General features: G+C 42.3%; 14 protein-coding genes. 13 read left to right on the top strand and 1 reads right to left on the bottom strand.

Features of this window, described 5'->3' with window-relative positions; genetic code table 11:
* The first annotated feature begins 38 nt into the window (after positions 1–38).
* The 12 genes from relA (at position 39) to rpoS (ending at position 12,820) form a co-directional block, all read left to right on the top strand.
* Entirely contained in the window at positions 39–2,246 is a 2,208-nt protein-coding gene (relA, locus tag BCU57_RS01060) for a GTP diphosphokinase (RefSeq protein WP_102438066.1), read from the top strand.
* Between the two features lie 115 nt (positions 2,247–2,361).
* Positions 2,362–3,210, top strand: a complete 849-nt coding sequence (gene mazG / locus BCU57_RS01065; protein WP_102438068.1) for a nucleoside triphosphate pyrophosphohydrolase — start codon at positions 2,362–2,364, stop codon at positions 3,208–3,210.
* 206 nt (positions 3,211–3,416) lie between these two features.
* Positions 3,417–5,054 (top strand): CTP synthase, encoded by a 1,638-nt coding sequence (locus BCU57_RS01070; RefSeq protein WP_102438070.1) that lies wholly within the window; start codon positions 3,417–3,419, stop codon positions 5,052–5,054.
* Between the two features lie 252 nt (positions 5,055–5,306).
* Entirely contained in the window at positions 5,307–6,608 is a 1,302-nt protein-coding gene (gene eno, locus BCU57_RS01075; protein ID WP_102438072.1) for a phosphopyruvate hydratase, read from the top strand.
* A gap of 90 nt (positions 6,609–6,698) precedes the next feature.
* The gene (gene ftsB, locus BCU57_RS01080; RefSeq protein WP_102438074.1) at positions 6,699–7,001 is read left to right on the top strand and encodes a cell division protein FtsB; all 303 of its coding nucleotides are present in this window, start codon (positions 6,699–6,701) and stop codon (positions 6,999–7,001) included.
* A 6-nt stretch (positions 7,002–7,007) separates the two neighbouring features.
* Positions 7,008–7,724 carry a 2-C-methyl-D-erythritol 4-phosphate cytidylyltransferase gene (ispD, locus tag BCU57_RS01085; protein ID WP_102438076.1) on the top strand — a complete coding sequence of 239 codons (717 nt, stop codon included), beginning with the start codon at positions 7,008–7,010 and terminating at the stop codon, positions 7,722–7,724.
* Positions 7,725–7,738: 14 nt separating this feature from the next.
* A complete protein-coding gene (gene ispF / locus BCU57_RS01090) occupies positions 7,739–8,218 on the top strand; it encodes a 2-C-methyl-D-erythritol 2,4-cyclodiphosphate synthase (protein WP_102438138.1) in 480 nt (159 codons plus the stop codon).
* 94 nt (positions 8,219–8,312) lie between these two features.
* Complete coding sequence (gene truD, locus BCU57_RS01095) at positions 8,313–9,431, top strand: tRNA pseudouridine(13) synthase TruD (RefSeq protein WP_102438078.1); 1,119 nt, start codon at positions 8,313–8,315, stop codon at positions 9,429–9,431.
* A gap of 3 nt (positions 9,432–9,434) precedes the next feature.
* Positions 9,435–10,184, top strand: a complete 750-nt coding sequence (gene surE / locus BCU57_RS01100) for a 5'/3'-nucleotidase SurE (protein ID WP_102438080.1) — start codon at positions 9,435–9,437, stop codon at positions 10,182–10,184.
* The gene (locus BCU57_RS01105; RefSeq protein ID WP_102438082.1) at positions 10,181–10,816 is read left to right on the top strand and encodes a protein-L-isoaspartate(D-aspartate) O-methyltransferase; all 636 of its coding nucleotides are present in this window, start codon (positions 10,181–10,183) and stop codon (positions 10,814–10,816) included. Before surE ends, BCU57_RS01105 begins: the two co-directional genes overlap by 4 nt.
* Positions 10,817–10,857: 41 nt before the next feature.
* A complete protein-coding gene (locus BCU57_RS01110) occupies positions 10,858–11,763 on the top strand; it encodes a peptidoglycan DD-metalloendopeptidase family protein (protein WP_102438084.1) in 906 nt (301 codons plus the stop codon).
* A 76-nt stretch (positions 11,764–11,839) separates the two neighbouring features.
* On the top strand, positions 11,840–12,820 hold the full coding sequence (gene rpoS, locus BCU57_RS01115) for an RNA polymerase sigma factor RpoS (RefSeq protein WP_102438086.1): 981 nt from the start codon (positions 11,840–11,842) through the stop codon (positions 12,818–12,820).
* Between the two features lie 400 nt (positions 12,821–13,220).
* On the opposite strand, the gene mutS is transcribed toward rpoS, so the two are convergent.
* Entirely contained in the window at positions 13,221–15,800 is a 2,580-nt protein-coding gene (mutS, locus tag BCU57_RS01120; RefSeq protein ID WP_102438088.1) for a DNA mismatch repair protein MutS, read from the bottom strand.
* Between the two features lie 421 nt (positions 15,801–16,221).
* On the opposite strand from mutS, the gene recA reads away from it, so the two are divergent.
* Complete coding sequence (gene recA, locus BCU57_RS01125) at positions 16,222–17,286, top strand: recombinase RecA (RefSeq protein WP_076542998.1); 1,065 nt, start codon at positions 16,222–16,224, stop codon at positions 17,284–17,286.
* Positions 17,287–17,451: the final 165 nt, after the last annotated feature.

Consider the following 17,451-nt stretch of genomic DNA (forward strand, 5'->3'; position numbering starts at 1 on the left):
TGTACGCGTAAAAGTCAGTACCAATAAGGAAGTTAATTATGGTCTCAGTTCGAGAAGCACATTTTAATCTAGCCGATTTTAATATCGACGAATGGGTTATGCGTTATATCGATAACGCCGAAGAAGCCCTATTGTTACGGGATCTGATCCTGTATCTAGATATGTTGCCAACGAAATCTCCCGATGTACATCGGGCCTTGCTTGAGCGTGCCCGTGAAATGGTGGAAATTCTAGCGCCATTGAATATGGATATCGAGACCTTACAAGCTTCATTATTATTTATTGCTCATGATGCCGGTATTTTATCAATTGAAACAATTGAAGAAAAATATGGCGCTAGCTTAAGCAAGCTAGTGGCAAGCGTGGTGACCATGGAGGCCATTGGCGCCTTAAAAGTCAGTCCTGACTCTCGAACCGCCGAGCCGCAAATCGATAATATTCGTAAAATGTTATTGGCCATGGTCGAAGATGTACGCGCGGTAGTGGTTAAGCTTGCTGAGCGGGTAGCGCTACTTCGTGAAGTTAAAAATGCCGATGAAGAAACCCGGGTATTGTTGGCAAGAGAAGTGGTCGATATCTACGGCCCGCTTGCCAACCGTTTAGGAATTGGGCAATTAAAGTGGGAATTAGAAGATATCTCGTTTCGCTACCTGCACCCGACAGTTTACAAAGATATTGCCAAACAGTTAGATGGTAAACGTGTCGACAGAGAAGTGTTTATCGATAAGTTTGTTACCCAGCTGCAACAGCGTCTGGATAATGACCAAATTCGCGCGAAAGTCTATGGCCGCCCGAAACACATCTATAGCATCTGGCGTAAGATGAAAGGCAAAGACTTGAAGTTTGATGAGCTGTTTGATGTGCGCGCGGTGCGTATTGTCACAGAGCGCCTCCAAGATTGTTATGGTGCTTTAGGTGTCGTGCATACCCTTTGGCATCATATTCCCCGTGAGTTTGATGATTATGTGGCCAACCCTAAACCCAATGGTTACCAATCAATTCATACCGTGGTCGTTGGCCCTGAAGGTAAAACGGTAGAGATTCAAATTCGTACTGAAGCGATGCATCAGGACTCAGAACTTGGGGTCGCAGCCCATTGGAAGTACAAAGAAGGCTCTGCTGGTGGCAAGCAAAGTGGCTATGAAGAAAAAATTAATTGGCTACGTAAAATTTTGCTGTGGCAAGAAGATGTTGCTGAAACCGGAAACCTGGTTGATGAAGTCCGCAGCCAAGTATTTGAGGACAGAGTCTATGTGTTTACCCCTAATGGCGAAGTGGTTGATTTACCATTAGGCTCCACCGTGCTCGATTTTGCTTACTACATTCATTCCCATGTGGGCCATAAATGTATTGGCGCCAAAGTCGATGGCCGTATTGTGCCCTTTACTTATCAAGTTGAAACCGGTGAGCGTATTGAAATCATTACCTCAAAGCATCCTAATCCGAAGCGCGATTGGTTAAATCCAAATTTAGGCTACATCAAGTCGTCTCGCTCTCGCTCGAAAATTCAGCATTGGTTCAAGCAGCAAGACCGCGATAAAAACATGGTGGCAGGGAAAGAATTACTTGAGGCTGAACTTAACCGTGTCTCACTTCATTTAAAAGATGCCAAAGTTGCGGTTGAGCGCTTTAATATGAACTCCATGGATGACATGTTAGCGGCTATTGGTGGCGGTGATTTACGCTTAAACCAAGTGGTGAATTACATTGAAACCAGTTTACGCAAAACTGAAGTGACCGAACAAGAGATTGTCGAAGAGCTCATTAAACGCTCGAATCCGAAACCAGCCCGTAAAGGCAAAGGTCAGGTAGAAGTAAATGGTGTTGGTAATTTATTAAGCCATATTGCCAGCTGCTGTAAACCGGTACCGGGTGATGAAATTTTTGGTTATATCACCATGGGCCGCGGCGTGTCAGTGCACCGCAGTGACTGCTCACAGGTTAAAGAGCTAATGCGCGCCCATCCAGAGCGCAGTGTCGAAGTGGTGTGGGGAGAAAACTATTCTGGCGGTTATCGGATTAAAGTACGGGTGATAGCTCATGATCGCAGTGGTTTACTGCGAGATGTCACCACAGTACTGGCGGCTGAAAAGTCCAATGTGATGGCAATGAGTTCAACCTCTGATGAAAAAAACCAAACCGCTACCGTTGAGCTAGAACTTGAACTGTATAACCTCGATGGCTTGTCACGGATATTATCAAAATTAGGCCAAGTTGAAGGTGTGACCGAAGCCAGACGATTATAGTATTAAATCCCAACGGCGCACTTTAGTGTCAAAAGATAAGGTGATAAATCGAAAGGTTTGTCACCTTTATTTTAACTTATCAGCCAGTTTAGGCCATATCATTGAGAAATAGACCATGTCAGCAAATACCCTAAAGCAAGCTAACGATATTATGCAGCCTTTATTAACAATTATGGAAAAACTGCGGGATCCTGAAACGGGTTGCCCTTGGGATAAACAGCAAAGCTTCGAGACTATTGTTCCTTTTACCCTTGAAGAAGCTTATGAGGTTGCCGATGCCATCGAGCAAGCTGATTTAGATTCGCTGCCAGATGAGCTGGGTGATTTGTTGTTTCAGGTGGTGTTTTACTGTCAGCTCGGTAAAGAACAAGGCTTATTTGATTTTGCCACTGTGGTGAATAAAATTTGCGACAAATTAACCAGAAGACATCCCCATGTGTTTAGCGGCGACAACCTTGGCACTAGCGCTGAACAAGTCAAACTTGTTTGGGATGAAATTAAGCAGCAAGAAAGGCTCGCGAAAAGCCAACACTCGATACTTGATGACATTCCAGTAGCAATGCCAGCACTGAACCGAGCGATAAAAATTCAAAAGCGGGTTGCAAAGGTGGGCTTTGATTGGGCTGATTTAGCCCCTGTGGTGGCAAAGGTTCATGAAGAAATCGATGAGGTCATGGCAGAGGCGCAGCACTTAGAAGCCAATAAAGACGAATATTACCCCAAGGTGGTTGATGAAATGGGCGACTTATTATTTGCTGTTGCCAATATGGCAAGACACTTAGGGGTTGAGCCAGAGCAGGCATTAAGGCTTGCTAATCAGAAGTTTGAACGTCGCTTTAAAGGGGTAGAGCAATATGCTGCACAAAGTGGCAAGGCGTTTGAACAGCACTCACTTGAAGAGCTCGATAGCTATTGGGATCAAGTTAAAATGGCAGAGAAAAGTCAGCAGCTTAGTAAAGATTAATCTGCGCACTTGGCAAACATTAGGATGATATTGAATTCAACGCTATGAAAATTAGGGTTAAATTATGACCATGATTTAACTTTGGCTTAATATCAATTTTATGCGTTTATTGTTTGTTGTTAGCGCGCTATTTTGGTAGAATGTCGCCCCGTCCTAGTGCTTTCTTACAAGCACGTTATTTTCAATCTCACATTCTCAGGTTCAGCATGACTACAAGGTATATCTTCGTTACTGGTGGCGTTGTTTCATCACTAGGTAAAGGCATTGCAGCAGCTTCATTAGCAGCAATTTTAGAGGCGCGTGGCCTCAATGTAACCATTATGAAACTTGACCCATACATTAACGTTGACCCTGGCACCATGAGCCCGACTCAGCATGGTGAAGTATTCGTTACTGAAGATGGTGCTGAAACCGATTTAGACTTAGGTCATTACGAGCGTTTCATTCGAACCAAGATGAACCGTCGTAATAACTTCACTACCGGTCGTATCTACGAGCAAGTGCTACGTAAAGAGCGTCGTGGTGATTATTTAGGTGCCACCATTCAGGTGATCCCGCACATCACTAATGCAATTAAAGAAAAAGTACTTGAAGGCGGCGAAGGTCACGATGTTGCTATCGTAGAAATTGGCGGCACAGTAGGCGATATCGAGTCATTGCCTTTCTTAGAGTCAATTCGTCAATTAGGTGCTGAGCTAGGACGTGATCGCACATTATTCATGCATTTAACCTTAGTGCCGTTCTTAGGTGCTGCAGGTGAAATTAAAACTAAGCCAACACAACACTCTGTTAAAGAATTGCGTTCAATTGGTATCGCGCCAGACGTATTAGTTTGTCGTGGCGACCGTGCTATTCCTGCTAATGAAAAAGCGAAAATCTCGCTATTTTGTAATGTAGAAGAAAAAGCCGTTATCTCATTAAAAGATGTCGACAGTATTTATAAGATCCCAGCGTTATTGCGCTCTCAAGGTCTTGATGAGTTAGTGGTTAAACGTTTTGGTATCGATTGTAATGATGCTGATTTGTCTGAGTGGGAAAATGTTATTTATCAAGAAGCTAATCCAAATGGTGAAATTACCATTGGTATGGTGGGTAAATACATCGAACTACCAGATGCTTATAAGTCTGTGAATGAAGCACTTAAGCATGCAGGCCTTAAAAACCGCCTAACAGTGAATATTCAGTATGTTGATTCACAAACAGTAGAAGCTAAAGGCGCTGAAGTACTAGAAGGTTTAGACGGTATTTTGGTTCCTGGTGGCTTCGGTGAGCGTGGTGTTGAAGGTAAAATCTTTGCGGCGCAATATGCCCGTGAAAATAACATTCCATACTTTGGTATTTGTTTAGGTATGCAAGTGGCATTGATCGAGTTTGCTCGACACGTTGCTAAACTTGAAGGGGCTCATTCAACTGAGTTTAAACCAGAAACAGAACATCCAGTCATTGGTCTGATCACAGAATGGATCAATGAAGAAGGTAATGTTGAGCTGCGCCATGAAGCGTCAGATTTAGGTGGCACTATGCGTTTAGGCGCACAGTTATGTCATTTAGCTGAAGGTTCTAAAGCCGCTGCAGCATATAACTCTACTACTTGTGTTGAACGTCATCGTCACCGTTTTGAAGTGAACAACAACTATGTTGAGCGCTTAGAAAAAGCTGGCCTGGTATTTAGTGGTTTGTCATCAGATCGCAAATTAGTGGAAATGATTGAGCTTCCTAATCACCCTTGGTTTGTAGCAGGTCAATTCCACCCTGAATTCACTTCAACACCTCGTGATGGTCATCCATTATTTGAAGGTTTTGTTGCTGCTGCTGCGATTCATCAAAAAGGTGAAGCTGAGTAATTAAAAATAAAGCCACTGATAATCATATCAGTGGCTTTTTTTTATCTGGTCAATTTTTTATCTGCTAATTAATAGATGTGACCTAGGTAGTTGCCGCTTAACGATAATCGGTCTATGCTATGGCTTCAGTTGACCTTTTATTACCAAACTGAAAGTGAAATACCAATAATTGCGCAATTATTAATAAATTGTCGGTGTTTATTGGTATTGATTTTCTATTTTAATATTTAACTTACATATATTGAGGGAATTATGGCTAACATTATTAACGTCATTGGTCGTGAAATCATGGATTCACGCGGTAACCCAACGGTAGAAGCTGAGGTTCACCTTGCTGACGGTTCTATCGGTATGGCTGCTGCACCATCGGGTGCATCAACAGGTTCTCGTGAAGCACTTGAATTACGTGATGGCGACAAAGCACGTTACTTAGGTAAAGGTGTTCTTAAAGCTGTTGAAGCTGTAAATGGCCCAATCGCTGAAGCGTTAAAGGGTAAAGATGCACTAGCACAAGCTGAGCTTGATCAAATCATGATTGACTTAGATGGCACAGAAAACAAAGCTAAGTTTGGCGCAAACGCTATCCTAGCTGTTTCTCTTGCTGCTGCTAAAGCGGCTGCTGTTTCTAAGAAAGTACCTTTATACGCTCACATTGCTGATCTAAACGGTACTTCTGGTGTTTACTCTATGCCTCTTCCAATGATGAACATCATCAATGGTGGTGAGCACGCTGATAACTCAGTAGACATTCAAGAATTCATGATCCAGCCTGTTGGCGCAGCTAACTTCCGTGAAGGCCTTCGTATGGGCGCTGAAGTATTCCATAGCCTTGCTAAAGTTCTTAAAGCTGGTGGCCACTCGACTGCTGTTGGTGATGAAGGTGGTTTCGCGCCAAACCTTGAGTCTAACGAAGCTGCACTTGCTGCAATCAAAGTGGCTGTTGCAAACGCAGGTTACGAGCTAGGTAAAGACATTACTTTAGCGATGGATTGTGCTGCATCTGAGTTCTTTGATAAAGAAGCCAACATCTACGATCTTAAAGGTGAAGGCAAGAAATTCACCTCTGAAGAGTTTAACTACTTCCTTAAAGATTTGACTGAACAGTACCCAATCGTATCTATCGAAGACGGTCTTGACGAGTCTGACTGGGATGGTTTCGCACACCAAACTAAGCTTCTAGGTGATAAAATTCAATTAGTAGGTGACGATTTATTCGTAACTAACACTAAGATCCTTAAGCGTGGTATCGACAACGGTATTGCTAACTCAATCCTAATCAAATTTAACCAAATTGGTTCGTTAACTGAAACGTTAGCAGCAATCAAAATGGCTAAAGATGCGGGTTTCACCGTGGTTATCTCTCATCGCTCAGGTGAAACTGAAGATGCAACTATTGCAGATCTTGCTGTTGGTACTGCTGCTGGCCAAATCAAAACCGGTTCATTAAGCCGCTCTGATCGCGTTGCTAAGTACAACCAACTGCTACGTATCGAAGAAGCATTAGGCTCAAAAGCACCGTATAACGGTCTTAAAGAAGTCAAAGGCCAAGGTTAATTTTCCTTGAGCTAAAAAAAGGCCACCACTAGGTGGCCTTTTTTGTTGTACTATAGTGGGATTAATCATTAATTTCGCCACATTATACCTATGAAAAGCCTATTACTATTACTTTTGATCTTAGTCGGTTTATTACAGTATCGATTATGGCTGGGCGAAAATAATTTATCCCAATATATGAATCTGAAAAAACAGATTGCCAGCCAACAAGCCAGTAACGATAAACTCATCGCTAGAAATCAAATTTTAAAAGCGGAAATCATCGATTTAAAACGCGGCACAGAAGCGATTGAAGAACGTGCTCGAAATGAGTTAGGCATGGTAAAAGAAGGTGAAACTTTTTATCGCGTCGTTGGCAACAACCCTCGAAACAATGCTACTTTTGGTCAATAACATCCTATGAACGTTGAGAATCAATCTGTTATCGCGATTGTCCCTGCTGCCGGTATTGGTGCAAGGATGGGGGCGACTATTCCTAAACAATATTTAGCTCTAGGTGAGCAAAGCATCTTAGCCCACACCTTAGATAGCTTGATTACTCATAAAAGAATCAAGCAAGTTATCGTAGCGCTGCACCCTGAAGACACCTTTTTTGCGACTTTATCTCAAGCAAACCACCCTAAAGTGAGCACGGTTATAGGCGGTCAAGAACGTGCAGATTCTGTATTGCGTGCTTTAGTGTCGATTGACAAAGAAACCATGGAGTCTAATTGGGCATTAGTCCATGATGCCGCGAGACCTTGCTTAACCCACAGCGATATCGATAAATTACTTAATGCTAGAGTTGACTGCCCACAAGGCGCGATTCTAGCCATGCCGGTGCGAGACACCATGAAGCGCTGTGCTAACTCAACTAATCTAATTAGTGAAACAGTATCACGTGACCATCTTTGGCATGCATTAACGCCGCAACTGTTTCCCTGCAAAAGCTTGCAGCAACATTTAAGTGATGCACTTAAACAAGGCGTGCAAATTACCGATGAAGCTAGCGCCATGGAGTGGGCAGGTGTTACCCCTGGTTTAGTCACTGGCCGCGCAGACAATATTAAAGTTACTCACCCTGATGACTTGCAGTTAGCAGCGCTGTTTTTATCTCACATAAATTCTCAAAAATAACGGTTATTATTATGTTGAATATACGCATTGGTCATGGTTTTGATGTACATAAATTTGGTAGCGATAAACCGCTGATCCTTGGTGGTATTACTGTGCCATACGAAACAGGCTTAATTGCTCACTCTGATGGTGATGTAGTACTACATGCAGTAAGTGATGCCATTCTGGGTGCCATGGCATTAGGGGATATAGGTAAACACTTTCCTGATACCGATGCTGAGTTTGAAGGTGCGGATAGTAGAGTATTATTGCGCCATTGTTTTTCTTTGGCTCAAGCTAAGCAGTTTAAAATCGGCAACCTAGATGTCACTGTTATCGCACAAGCGCCAAAAATGTTGCCACACATCGAAGCGATTAGACAATGTCTTGCTGACGACCTAAACACAGCTGTTGATAATATAAATGTGAAAGCTACCACCACCGAAAAACTGGGTTTTACCGGTCGAAAAGAAGGTATTGCAGTAGAATCAGTCGTCCTTATGGTGCGAGATTAACACTGATAAACGACGATATTACGTCTATTAACGTCACGTAAGCTAATTGCACTCAATAGCTGCAATTACATCATTAGCTCATTTGAGAAGAAACATGACTCCGTTATTTTATTTATTTGGTAAGCCTGATTGCACTGCAGATCTACGCACAGTAAACAGTGACTTTATCGTTAAAGAAATGCTGCCTTTTAGCCCAACTGGCGAAGGCGAGCATCATATGATCCATGTTCGTAAAGATGGCTTAAATACCACGCAAGTGGCAGAAATTTTAGCTAAGTTTGCCAAAGTGCATCAAAAAGAAGTGACATACGCAGGCCAAAAAGACCGAAACGCTGTGACAGAGCAATGGTTTGGGGTGCGTATTCCAGGGAAAGAAACCCCTGATTGGCAATCGCTGTCTGATGAGCACTTAACCATCTTATCAAGCCAACGCCATAGTAAAAAACTGCGTATTGGCGCACTGCTGGGTAATCGGTTTGAACTGATTTTACGAAATGTGTCCGATAAAGCAGTGCTTGAGCAACGGATTTTAAAAGTGGCTGAAATAGGCGTACCTAACTATTTTGGAGAGCAGCGTTTTGGCCATAAAGGTAAAAACTTAGTTTTCGGCCAGCAAATGCTCGCGGGTAAAAAAGTTAAAGATAGAAAAAAACGCAGCATGTATTTATCTGCAGTGCGCTCTAATGTGTTTAACACTGCTGTGTCGTACCGTTTAAGTAAAAATGGTATTGCGCCTATTAATGGTGATTGTGTCATGTTAGCGGGCAGTAAAAGTTTTTTTGTCGCGCAGACATGGGATGAGGCCACAATGAAGCGTTTAGCTGACAATGACATTCAATTGTCTGCGCCATTGTGGGGCAGAGGCGAACTCCCCACTCAAGGGCTTGCATCAGTAGTTGAACAAGCTGCATTAGCTGAGTTAAGCACCGATTTAACCGGGCTTGAGCAAGCGGGTTTAGAGCAAGAACGTCGACCATTATTATTAAAGCCTCAAGCGCTAAAATACCGGTTTGAAAATGATGATGTGTTAGTCATCGAGTTTATTTTACCAGCAGGTAGCTATGCGACCTCAGTATTGCGTGAGCTACTGGATTATCAAGATGTTCAAGAAGTGCAGCGACAACAAATGGTGGCAATGCAGCAGCAAGAGCAAGCGCAGCAATTTGCAAATAGCGTTACAAATGACGCAACTAAAAGCACTCTAGAAGGTTAAGTGATGATTAACATATTGGTCAGCAATGATGACGGCGTTACAGCTCCAGGGATCAAAGCCCTAGCGGCAGAGTTAACCAAAATTGCTAATGTGTTAGTCGTGGCGCCTGATAGGAATTGTTCAGCAGCCAGTAATTCTTTGACCTTGACTAATCCATTAAGAATTAATAACTTAGAAAATGGCGCTATTGCTGTCAATGGCACACCGTCAGATTGTGTCCATTTAGCCATTAGAGAATTATGTCCAGTAGAGCCTGATATTGTGGTGTCAGGCATTAATGCTGGGGCGAATATGGGTGATGATACCCTGTACTCAGGTACGGTAGCCGCAGCAATGGAAGGACGCTTTTTAGGCCTACCTGCGATAGCGGTATCATTAGTGGGCAAAGAATTACGTCATTACGATAGTGCAGCAATCTATGCCGCTAAAATAGTGCAAGGTTTACTTGAGCATCCTATTAATAACGATCAAATATTAAATGTAAATGTGCCCGATTTACCGCTAGAACAAATCAAAGGCATGAGAATTACTCGCTTAGGCTCAAGACATAAAGCTGAAGGCATGATCAAAACTCAAGATCCTGCAGGAAGAGATATATATTGGCTTGGGCCTCCGGGCAAAGAACAAGATGCTAGCGCTGATACAGACTTTGGTACAGTTGAACAAGGTTATGTTTCAATTACTCCGCTAACGGTCGATTTAACTGCGTATGATCAGCTTGCTGACTTAGAAAACTGGATTAATAAACTATGAGCCAGGTAGCTTCAACTGTTGCCCTTAATTTAGCCAAAAAACTGCATGAAGCAGGGATCCGTAATCACACTGTGTTGCAGGCGGTATCAAATACCCCAAGGGAGTTATTTCTCGATGGGGCATTAGCCCATAAAGCTTACGAGAATACCGCTTTACCTATTGGGCAAGGCCAAACTATCTCTCAGCCTTATATTGTCGCTAGAATGACGGAGTTATTACTACAACATAACCCTGCTAGAGTGCTTGAAATTGGTACTGGTTCAGGTTACCAGGCAGCGATTTTAGCGCAACTGGTACCTCAGCTTTGCACAATTGAGCGGATCAAGGCGCTACAAATTCAAGCGAGACAACGTTTAAAGCGCTTAGATTTACATAATGTGTCTTTTAAATATGGTGACGGTTGGAAAGGTTGGACCAATAAAGGCCCATTTGATGCCATTATGGTAACAGCAGCTGCAGCATCGGTACCTGAAGCATTATTGGCGCAACTGGCTGAAGACGGCGTGCTAGTGATCCCTGTTGGCGAAGACTCGCAGCAGTTATTAAAAATCACTCGTAAACAAAATGAGTTTCAATCACAAATTATCGAAGCGGTTAAGTTTGTACCGTTAATCAATGGCGACTTAGCTTAACAGTGATGCAAGGGCGATATTTCAAAAGTATGATGGAGACAATGTTGAAGTGTCGTAATTGGCCTTGGGTTACAATTTTACTGCTGTTTATTTCAGGGTGTAGCTTTCAAGCTCACAACCCTGCACCCGTTACGAGTATTTCGAGTAATGCTGGTCAAAAATTTAATAAAGGCTCTATTACCTCTGGCAGTTACAAGGTAAAACGCGGTGATACTCTTTACTCAATTTCATGGGGCGCTGGGCAAGATTTTAATAAAATCGCTCAATATAATGGCTTAAAAGCACCTTATACCATCTATCCAGGACAAACATTAAAACTCACCAAGCCACAGCGCACTAAGCCTGCAGCCAAGCCTGCACCAAAACCGGTCGCTGTAGCGAACACCAAGTCAAAGCCTGCTAATAAAACGGTTGCAAAACAAACTTCAGCACAAAAAAAGCCAGCGACAACGACAAATCAAAATAGTACAAAAAAAGAGCTTGATCACAAAGCTAAGCCTGCGTATTCTGTAAAAACTACCCAAGACAAAACGGTTCAAATAGCGAAAAAATCTGTTTCAACCTTGCCAGACAAAGTAAGTCAGTGGAACTGGCCGACAAAAGGTAAGATTGTAGGTTATTTCTCTAGTACTCAGCAGGGCAATCAAGGCATAAAAATCGCTGGTTCCAGAGGCGATATTATCAAGGCTGCAGCTGATGGAAGAGTTGTTTATGCAGGTAATGCACTTCGGGGCTATGGCAATTTGGTCATTATTAAACACAATGATGATTATTTAAGTGCTTATGCTCATGCAGATGCAATATTGGTCAAAGAAAAGCAATATGTAAATGCTGGACAGACAGTTGCGAAAATGGGTAGTACAGGGACTAATCAGGTGATGTTGCATTTTGAAATTCGTCTCCATGGTAAGTCAGTAAACCCATTAAATTATTTACCTAAACGTTAACTGTTTAGTTCACATTAAAACGGAGAATACGCGCACGAAAATAACTTAATTTTTATCCGGTTTGGGAGAGCACCATATGAGCCAGAAACAAAATACTGCGGTAGCAGAAGAGCTTATGGATTTAGCTAAACAACCACAAGAGATTGCGCTGAAGGAGGCAAAAAATGCCAAGCCAGCACAGCAATCCGACACTGACCAACAAGTTCAAGATGATCTTCAGAAGAATCTTGACGCCACTCAACTATATTTAGGTGAGATCGGTTTTTCCCCTTTGCTTAGTGCAGAAGAAGAAGTCTTCTTTTCACGTAAAGCACTCAAAGGCTGCGAGAAGTCTCGTAACCGCATGATAGAAAGTAATCTAAGATTGGTCGTAAAAATTGCCAGAAGGTATAACAACCGAGGATTAGCATTACTGGATCTTATCGAAGAAGGTAATCTAGGGCTTATTCGAGCAGTCGAAAAGTTTGATCCGGAAAGAGGGTTTCGTTTTTCAACCTACGCGACTTGGTGGATTAGACAAACCATCGAAAGAGCGATCATGAATCAAACTCGGACCATTCGTTTGCCTATTCATGTGGTTAAAGAGCTTAATGTATACTTGCGAACGGCAAGACAGCTTGCGCAAAAACTTGATCATGAGCCGACGGCAGAAGAAATCGCAGACAAATTAGATGTCTCTACTAGCGATGTCAGTCGAATGCTAAAACTAAACGAAAAAATAACCTCTGTAGATACCCCACTAGGCGGGGATAACGATAAAGCATTGTTAGATGTTATTGCAGATGATGATTCAGTTGGACCAGATTATAAAGTACAGGATGAAGACTTATCTAATTCAATTGTCGGTTGGTTAAATGAGCTAAATACTAAGCAAAGAGAAGTATTAGCACGACGTTTTGGTTTATTAGGTTATGAACCATCGACGTTAGAAAACGTAGGGGCTGAAATTGGCTTAACACGGGAACGTGTGCGTCAAATTCAAGTCGAAGCGTTAAAGCGTTTGAAAGATGTATTAGGGGCACAAGGCCTATCAGTCGAAGCGTTATTTAGAAATTAACGCCAACCTTTTAAGCGATTAATTTACGCTTAGGGTTATTTACCTTTGAGGACACGAGTTGTCCTTTTTTGTTGGCTTTTTTTTACTCACTTTTATAGAGCCTGAGCATTATGATAGTTAATGAAGCTAGGTTCTAAGTATTAGTTATGAGTACTTAATCATTATAATTGTAATGAATGAGCCGTTTTAAATAGCCCATTCAGATTTTACACTGAGCACAATTGCGCTCATCATTTACAAGTTTGATAGCCTTTTTAGTTCATAAAGCATATCAATTGCTTGTTTAGAGCAGTAATCATCAGGATTGACTTTAGGTTCTAAGTGTTAGTTAAATTGTAGTGAATGGGCTGTGATAAACAGCCCATTCAGATGTTACACTGAGCACAATTGCGCTCATCACTTACAAGTTTGATAGCCTTTTTAGTTCATAAAGCATATCAAGTGCTTGTTTAGGGCTGTAATCATCAGGATTGATTTGACTGAGTTTTTCAGTCGCAGCATTCGCTTCAGCTTCAGGGATAGATAAATTTAATGCTTCTTGAATTGGCATTTGCTGGCTATTGGCCAAATCTCTACTTTCTAGCATATGCAGTTTTTGTTTAGCCGCTTTGATCACATGGGCTGGAACACCCGCTAAAGAGGCCACCTGTAAACCATAGCTCTTACTTGCCGCGCCATCTTGCACTGCATGCATAAAGGCAATAGTGTCACCATGTTCGATAGCATCTAAGTGCACATTCGCTGCTGATGGGATCTGTTCCGGCAATTGAGTCAGTTCAAAGTAATGGGTGGCAAATAGCGTTAATGCCGCCACTTTTTCGGCTAAGTATTCTGCCGCTGACCAGGCTAAAGATAAACCATCATAGGTTGAGGTGCCGCGGCCAATTTCATCCATTAACACTAAACTTTTGGCCGTTGCGTTATGTAAAATATTGGCGGTTTCAGTCATTTCTACCATGAAGGTTGAGCGCCCTGATGCTAAATCATCGGAAGCACCAATACGGGTAAATATTCTATCTATTGGACCTATCACTGCTTTTTGTGCCGGAACAAAGCTGCCGATATGTGCCATTAAGGTGATTAATGCCACTTGGCGCATGTAAGTCGATTTACCGCCCATATTAGGGCCAGTAACCACTAGCATTCTTCTTGAAGGTGCTAATTGCACCGGGTTGGCAATGAATGGACTTTGGCTGACTAGCTCAACTACCGGATGGCGACCAGCTTCAATATGAATACCAATCTCGTGAGTGATTTGCGGGCAATTATAGCCAAGGGTTTCAGCTCGTTCGGCGAAATTACTTAATACATCCAACTCTGCTGCGGACTGAGCAAATAGCTGTAACTCATGTAGTTTCGGTAGTAATAAATCAAACAGTTCTTCCCATAGTTTTTTCTCAATGGCCAACGCCTTGCCCTGACTTGAAAGTACTTTTTCTTCGTACTCTTTAAGTTCTGGGGTGATATAACGTTCAGTATTTTTTAAGGTTTGACGGCGTTGATAGCTTAACGGCACTTGATCAGATTGTAGGCGGCTGACTTCAATATAATAACCGTGCACACGGTTATAGCCGACTTTAAGGGAATTAATGCCTGTTTGCTCTTTTTCTCGCAGCTCCATTTGCACTAAATAGTCATTAGCGCCTTCACTTAAACCGCGCCACTCATCAAGCTCGGCGTTATAGCCAGTTTTAATGACTCCACCATCACGAATAAGCATGGGTGGATTATCAACAATCGCTGAGGCTAAAAGCTGTTGCTGCTCAGGGAATTCTCCTAGTTTTCGCGCCAGAGTCTTCAGTTCATCTTGCTGACAATGGCTTAAGGTTTGCTGGATTTCAGGCAGCAATTCTAATGCTTGGCGTAAACGGGCAAAATCACGTGGTCGTGCACTTCTTATGGCAAGCCTTGCCATAATGCGCTCGATATCACCTAAAGCTTTCAGTTGTTGGTGTAAGTCGGCATACAAACCGCTATCAATTAGCTCGGCAACCGCTTGTTGGCGCTGATGAATATGCTGCTGGTTTCTTAATGGTTGGTGGATCCAGCGTTGCAGCATTCGACTGCCCATAGGTGTTGCCGTCTTATCTAGCACCCAAGCAAGTGTATTGTCACGCTGGCCCGACAGGTTCAAAGTTAATTCAAGGTTGCGTCTGGTCGCAGCATCTAAAATGATAGTATCAGCTTGATTAAAAAGGGTAATGCTATTGATGTGCGGCAAAGCTGTCTTTTGGGTGTCTTTGACATATTGCATTAAGCAGCCAGCAGCTTGCAGTGATAAGCGAGCATCTGTAATGCCAAAGCCATGTAAATCTTTCGTGCCAAATTGCTCCAGCAATAGCTGTATGCTGGTATCGTAATCAAATTCCCATTCTGGGCGGCGACGAATGCCTTTAATGTTTTCAATTAAATGCACATCGACTAAGTCTTCGCTGTAAAGTAGCTCTGCAGGGCTGGTGCGTTGTAATTCAGCTTCTAATGTCTCAGCGTTTTCTAATTCGACTACCACGAAACGCCCTGATGACACATCTAAAGTTGAGTAGCCGAAACCATTTTTACCTTGATAAACCGCAGCTAACAGATTGTCTTGACGCTCTTGCAGTAAGGCTTCATCAGTTAAGGTGCCAGGCGTTACTATACGGACAACTTTGCGCTCAACCGGACCTTTACTTGTAGCAGGATCGCCAATTTGTTCACAAATAGCTGCTGATTGACCAATTTGGACTAATTTAGCCAAATAGCCTTCAACAGAGTGGTAGGGAATACCTGCCATAGGGATGGCATTACCACCACTTTTGCCTCTAGCGGTCAACGAAATTCCTAAAAATTCAGAAGCAAGTTTGGCATCTTCATAAAATAATTCATAAAAATCTCCCATACGATAAAACAACAACATATCGGGATGCTGCGCTTTAAGCGTCAAATATTGGCGCATCATCGGAGTGTGCTTTTCTAAATTTGGATTTTCAATTGCTGTCATTAATTTGTTGCTCTAAATATGGCTTGGGGATCGGAAAAAGACCAATACTAATCGGCGCTCATCTTAGCAATAATTGATTTGAATCCCAATAGAGTTACTCATTTAGCGCGGTTCTGAACTGCTATTATCGAGTTGAAAGAGTATAACTATTGGCTTATTTGTCAGATGGTTAACATATTGAAACCACTGTATACAGTAGTCTTTATATACAGTGGTGTAGAAGTTTTAATTATATTTTTACTTATAAGGTATTGATATTGATATTGAAAAACCTTGTTTGTTAGTGGTTTTGCAATTTTTTTTTGAGTAACTATTGATACTGTATGATTATACAGTATACTGAGCTCATATTAAGAAACAGACAAATTTATTCGTTATCAATCTCGCCAATGAGATGAGTTCGCTTAGAGGGATAATCACAATGAAAGCAGATCCAAATAAAGAGAAAGCACTGAATGCCGTGTTAGGTCAAATTGAGAAGCAATTTGGTAAAGGTTCAATCATGAAGTTGGGCGCAGACCGCACAATGGATGTTGAAACCATTTCTACTGGCTCACTTTCATTGGATGTTGCCTTGGGTGCTGGTGGTTTACCTATGGGGCGAATCGTAGAAATCTACGGTCCTGAGTCATCAGGTAAAACAACCTTAACCTTAGAAGTGATTGCAGCAGCACAGCGTCAAGGTAAAACCTGTGCGTTTATCGATGCTGAGCATGCTCTTGATCCTATCTATGCTAAAAACCTTGGTGTTGATATTGATAACCTACTTTGTTCGCAACCAGATACGGGTGAACAAGCACTAGAGATTTGTGATGCCTTAACTCGCTCTGGCGCCGTTGATGTGATCATTGTCGATTCAGTGGCGGCATTAACACCAAAAGCTGAAATTGAAGGTGAAATTGGTGACTCACACATGGGCCTTGCTGCTCGTATGATGAGCCAAGCAATGCGTAAACTTGCTGGTAACCTTAAGCAATCAAACACGCTATTGATTTTCATTAACCAAATTCGTATGAAAATTGGTGTGATGTTCGGTAACCCAGAAACTACAACAGGTGGTAATGCACTTAAGTTTTACGCCTCAGTGCGTTTGGATATTCGCCGTACAGGTGCAATCAAAGATGGCGATCAGGTGGTTGGTAACGAAACCCGAGTTAAAGTGGTTAAAAACAAAATTGCAGCGCCATTTAGGCAAGCTGAATTCCAAATCTTGTACGGTAAGGGTATTAACCGTACTGGTGAGCTAGTTGATTTAGGTGTGGCGCATAAGCTTGTTGAAAAAGCTGGTGCTTGGTATAGCTACAAAGGCGGCAAGATTGGTCAAGGCCGTGCAAATGCCGGTAAGTACCTAATTGAAAACCCTGCTGCGGCTGAAGAGATCGAAACTGCATTACGTGAATTATTGCTTAGTAAAGATAAAGAAAAAGATGCCGCCCCTGCTAAACCCGATGAAAACATCGATTTAGAAACCGGTGAAGTGTTTTAAGCCTTTGCTAGGTATTAGTAGTTAGAATTATTAAATCGCGGTGAGCTATATGCTCGCCGCTTTTTTTTATCCAATTTTGCTCAGTATGTAACTCATATCTGTCAGAGGCTATATTTTGCTGTTACGCTAATGAAGCTTAACAGCGCCTATCAATTAGCTTTATAG

This window comes from Shewanella sp. 10N.286.48.B5, from assembly GCF_002874355.2.
Classification (GTDB): domain Bacteria; phylum Pseudomonadota; class Gammaproteobacteria; order Enterobacterales; family Shewanellaceae; genus Shewanella.

Bases quoted from the DNA above. Each gene is read 5' to 3' on its own strand.
- relA (WP_102438066.1), top strand. From the start codon at position 39: ATGGTCTCAGTTCGAGAAGCACATTTTAATCTAGCCGATTTTAATATC.
- mazG (WP_102438068.1), top strand. From the start codon at position 2,362: ATGTCAGCAAATACCCTAAAGCAAGCTAACGATATTATGCAGCCTTTA.
- BCU57_RS01070 (WP_102438070.1), top strand. From the start codon at position 3,417: ATGACTACAAGGTATATCTTCGTTACTGGTGGCGTTGTTTCATCACTA.
- eno (WP_102438072.1), top strand. From the start codon at position 5,307: ATGGCTAACATTATTAACGTCATTGGTCGTGAAATCATGGATTCACGC.
- ftsB (WP_102438074.1), top strand. From the start codon at position 6,699: ATGAAAAGCCTATTACTATTACTTTTGATCTTAGTCGGTTTATTACAG.
- ispD (WP_102438076.1), top strand. From the start codon at position 7,008: ATGAACGTTGAGAATCAATCTGTTATCGCGATTGTCCCTGCTGCCGGT.
- truD (WP_102438078.1), top strand. From the start codon at position 8,313: ATGACTCCGTTATTTTATTTATTTGGTAAGCCTGATTGCACTGCAGAT.
- surE (WP_102438080.1), top strand. From the start codon at position 9,435: ATGATTAACATATTGGTCAGCAATGATGACGGCGTTACAGCTCCAGGG.
- BCU57_RS01105 (WP_102438082.1), top strand. From the start codon at position 10,181: ATGAGCCAGGTAGCTTCAACTGTTGCCCTTAATTTAGCCAAAAAACTG.
- BCU57_RS01110 (WP_102438084.1), top strand. From the start codon at position 10,858: ATGTTGAAGTGTCGTAATTGGCCTTGGGTTACAATTTTACTGCTGTTT.
- rpoS (WP_102438086.1), top strand. From the start codon at position 11,840: ATGAGCCAGAAACAAAATACTGCGGTAGCAGAAGAGCTTATGGATTTA.
- mutS (WP_102438088.1), bottom strand. From the start codon at position 15,800: ATGACAGCAATTGAAAATCCAAATTTAGAAAAGCACACTCCGATGATG.
- recA (WP_076542998.1), top strand. From the start codon at position 16,222: ATGAAAGCAGATCCAAATAAAGAGAAAGCACTGAATGCCGTGTTAGGT.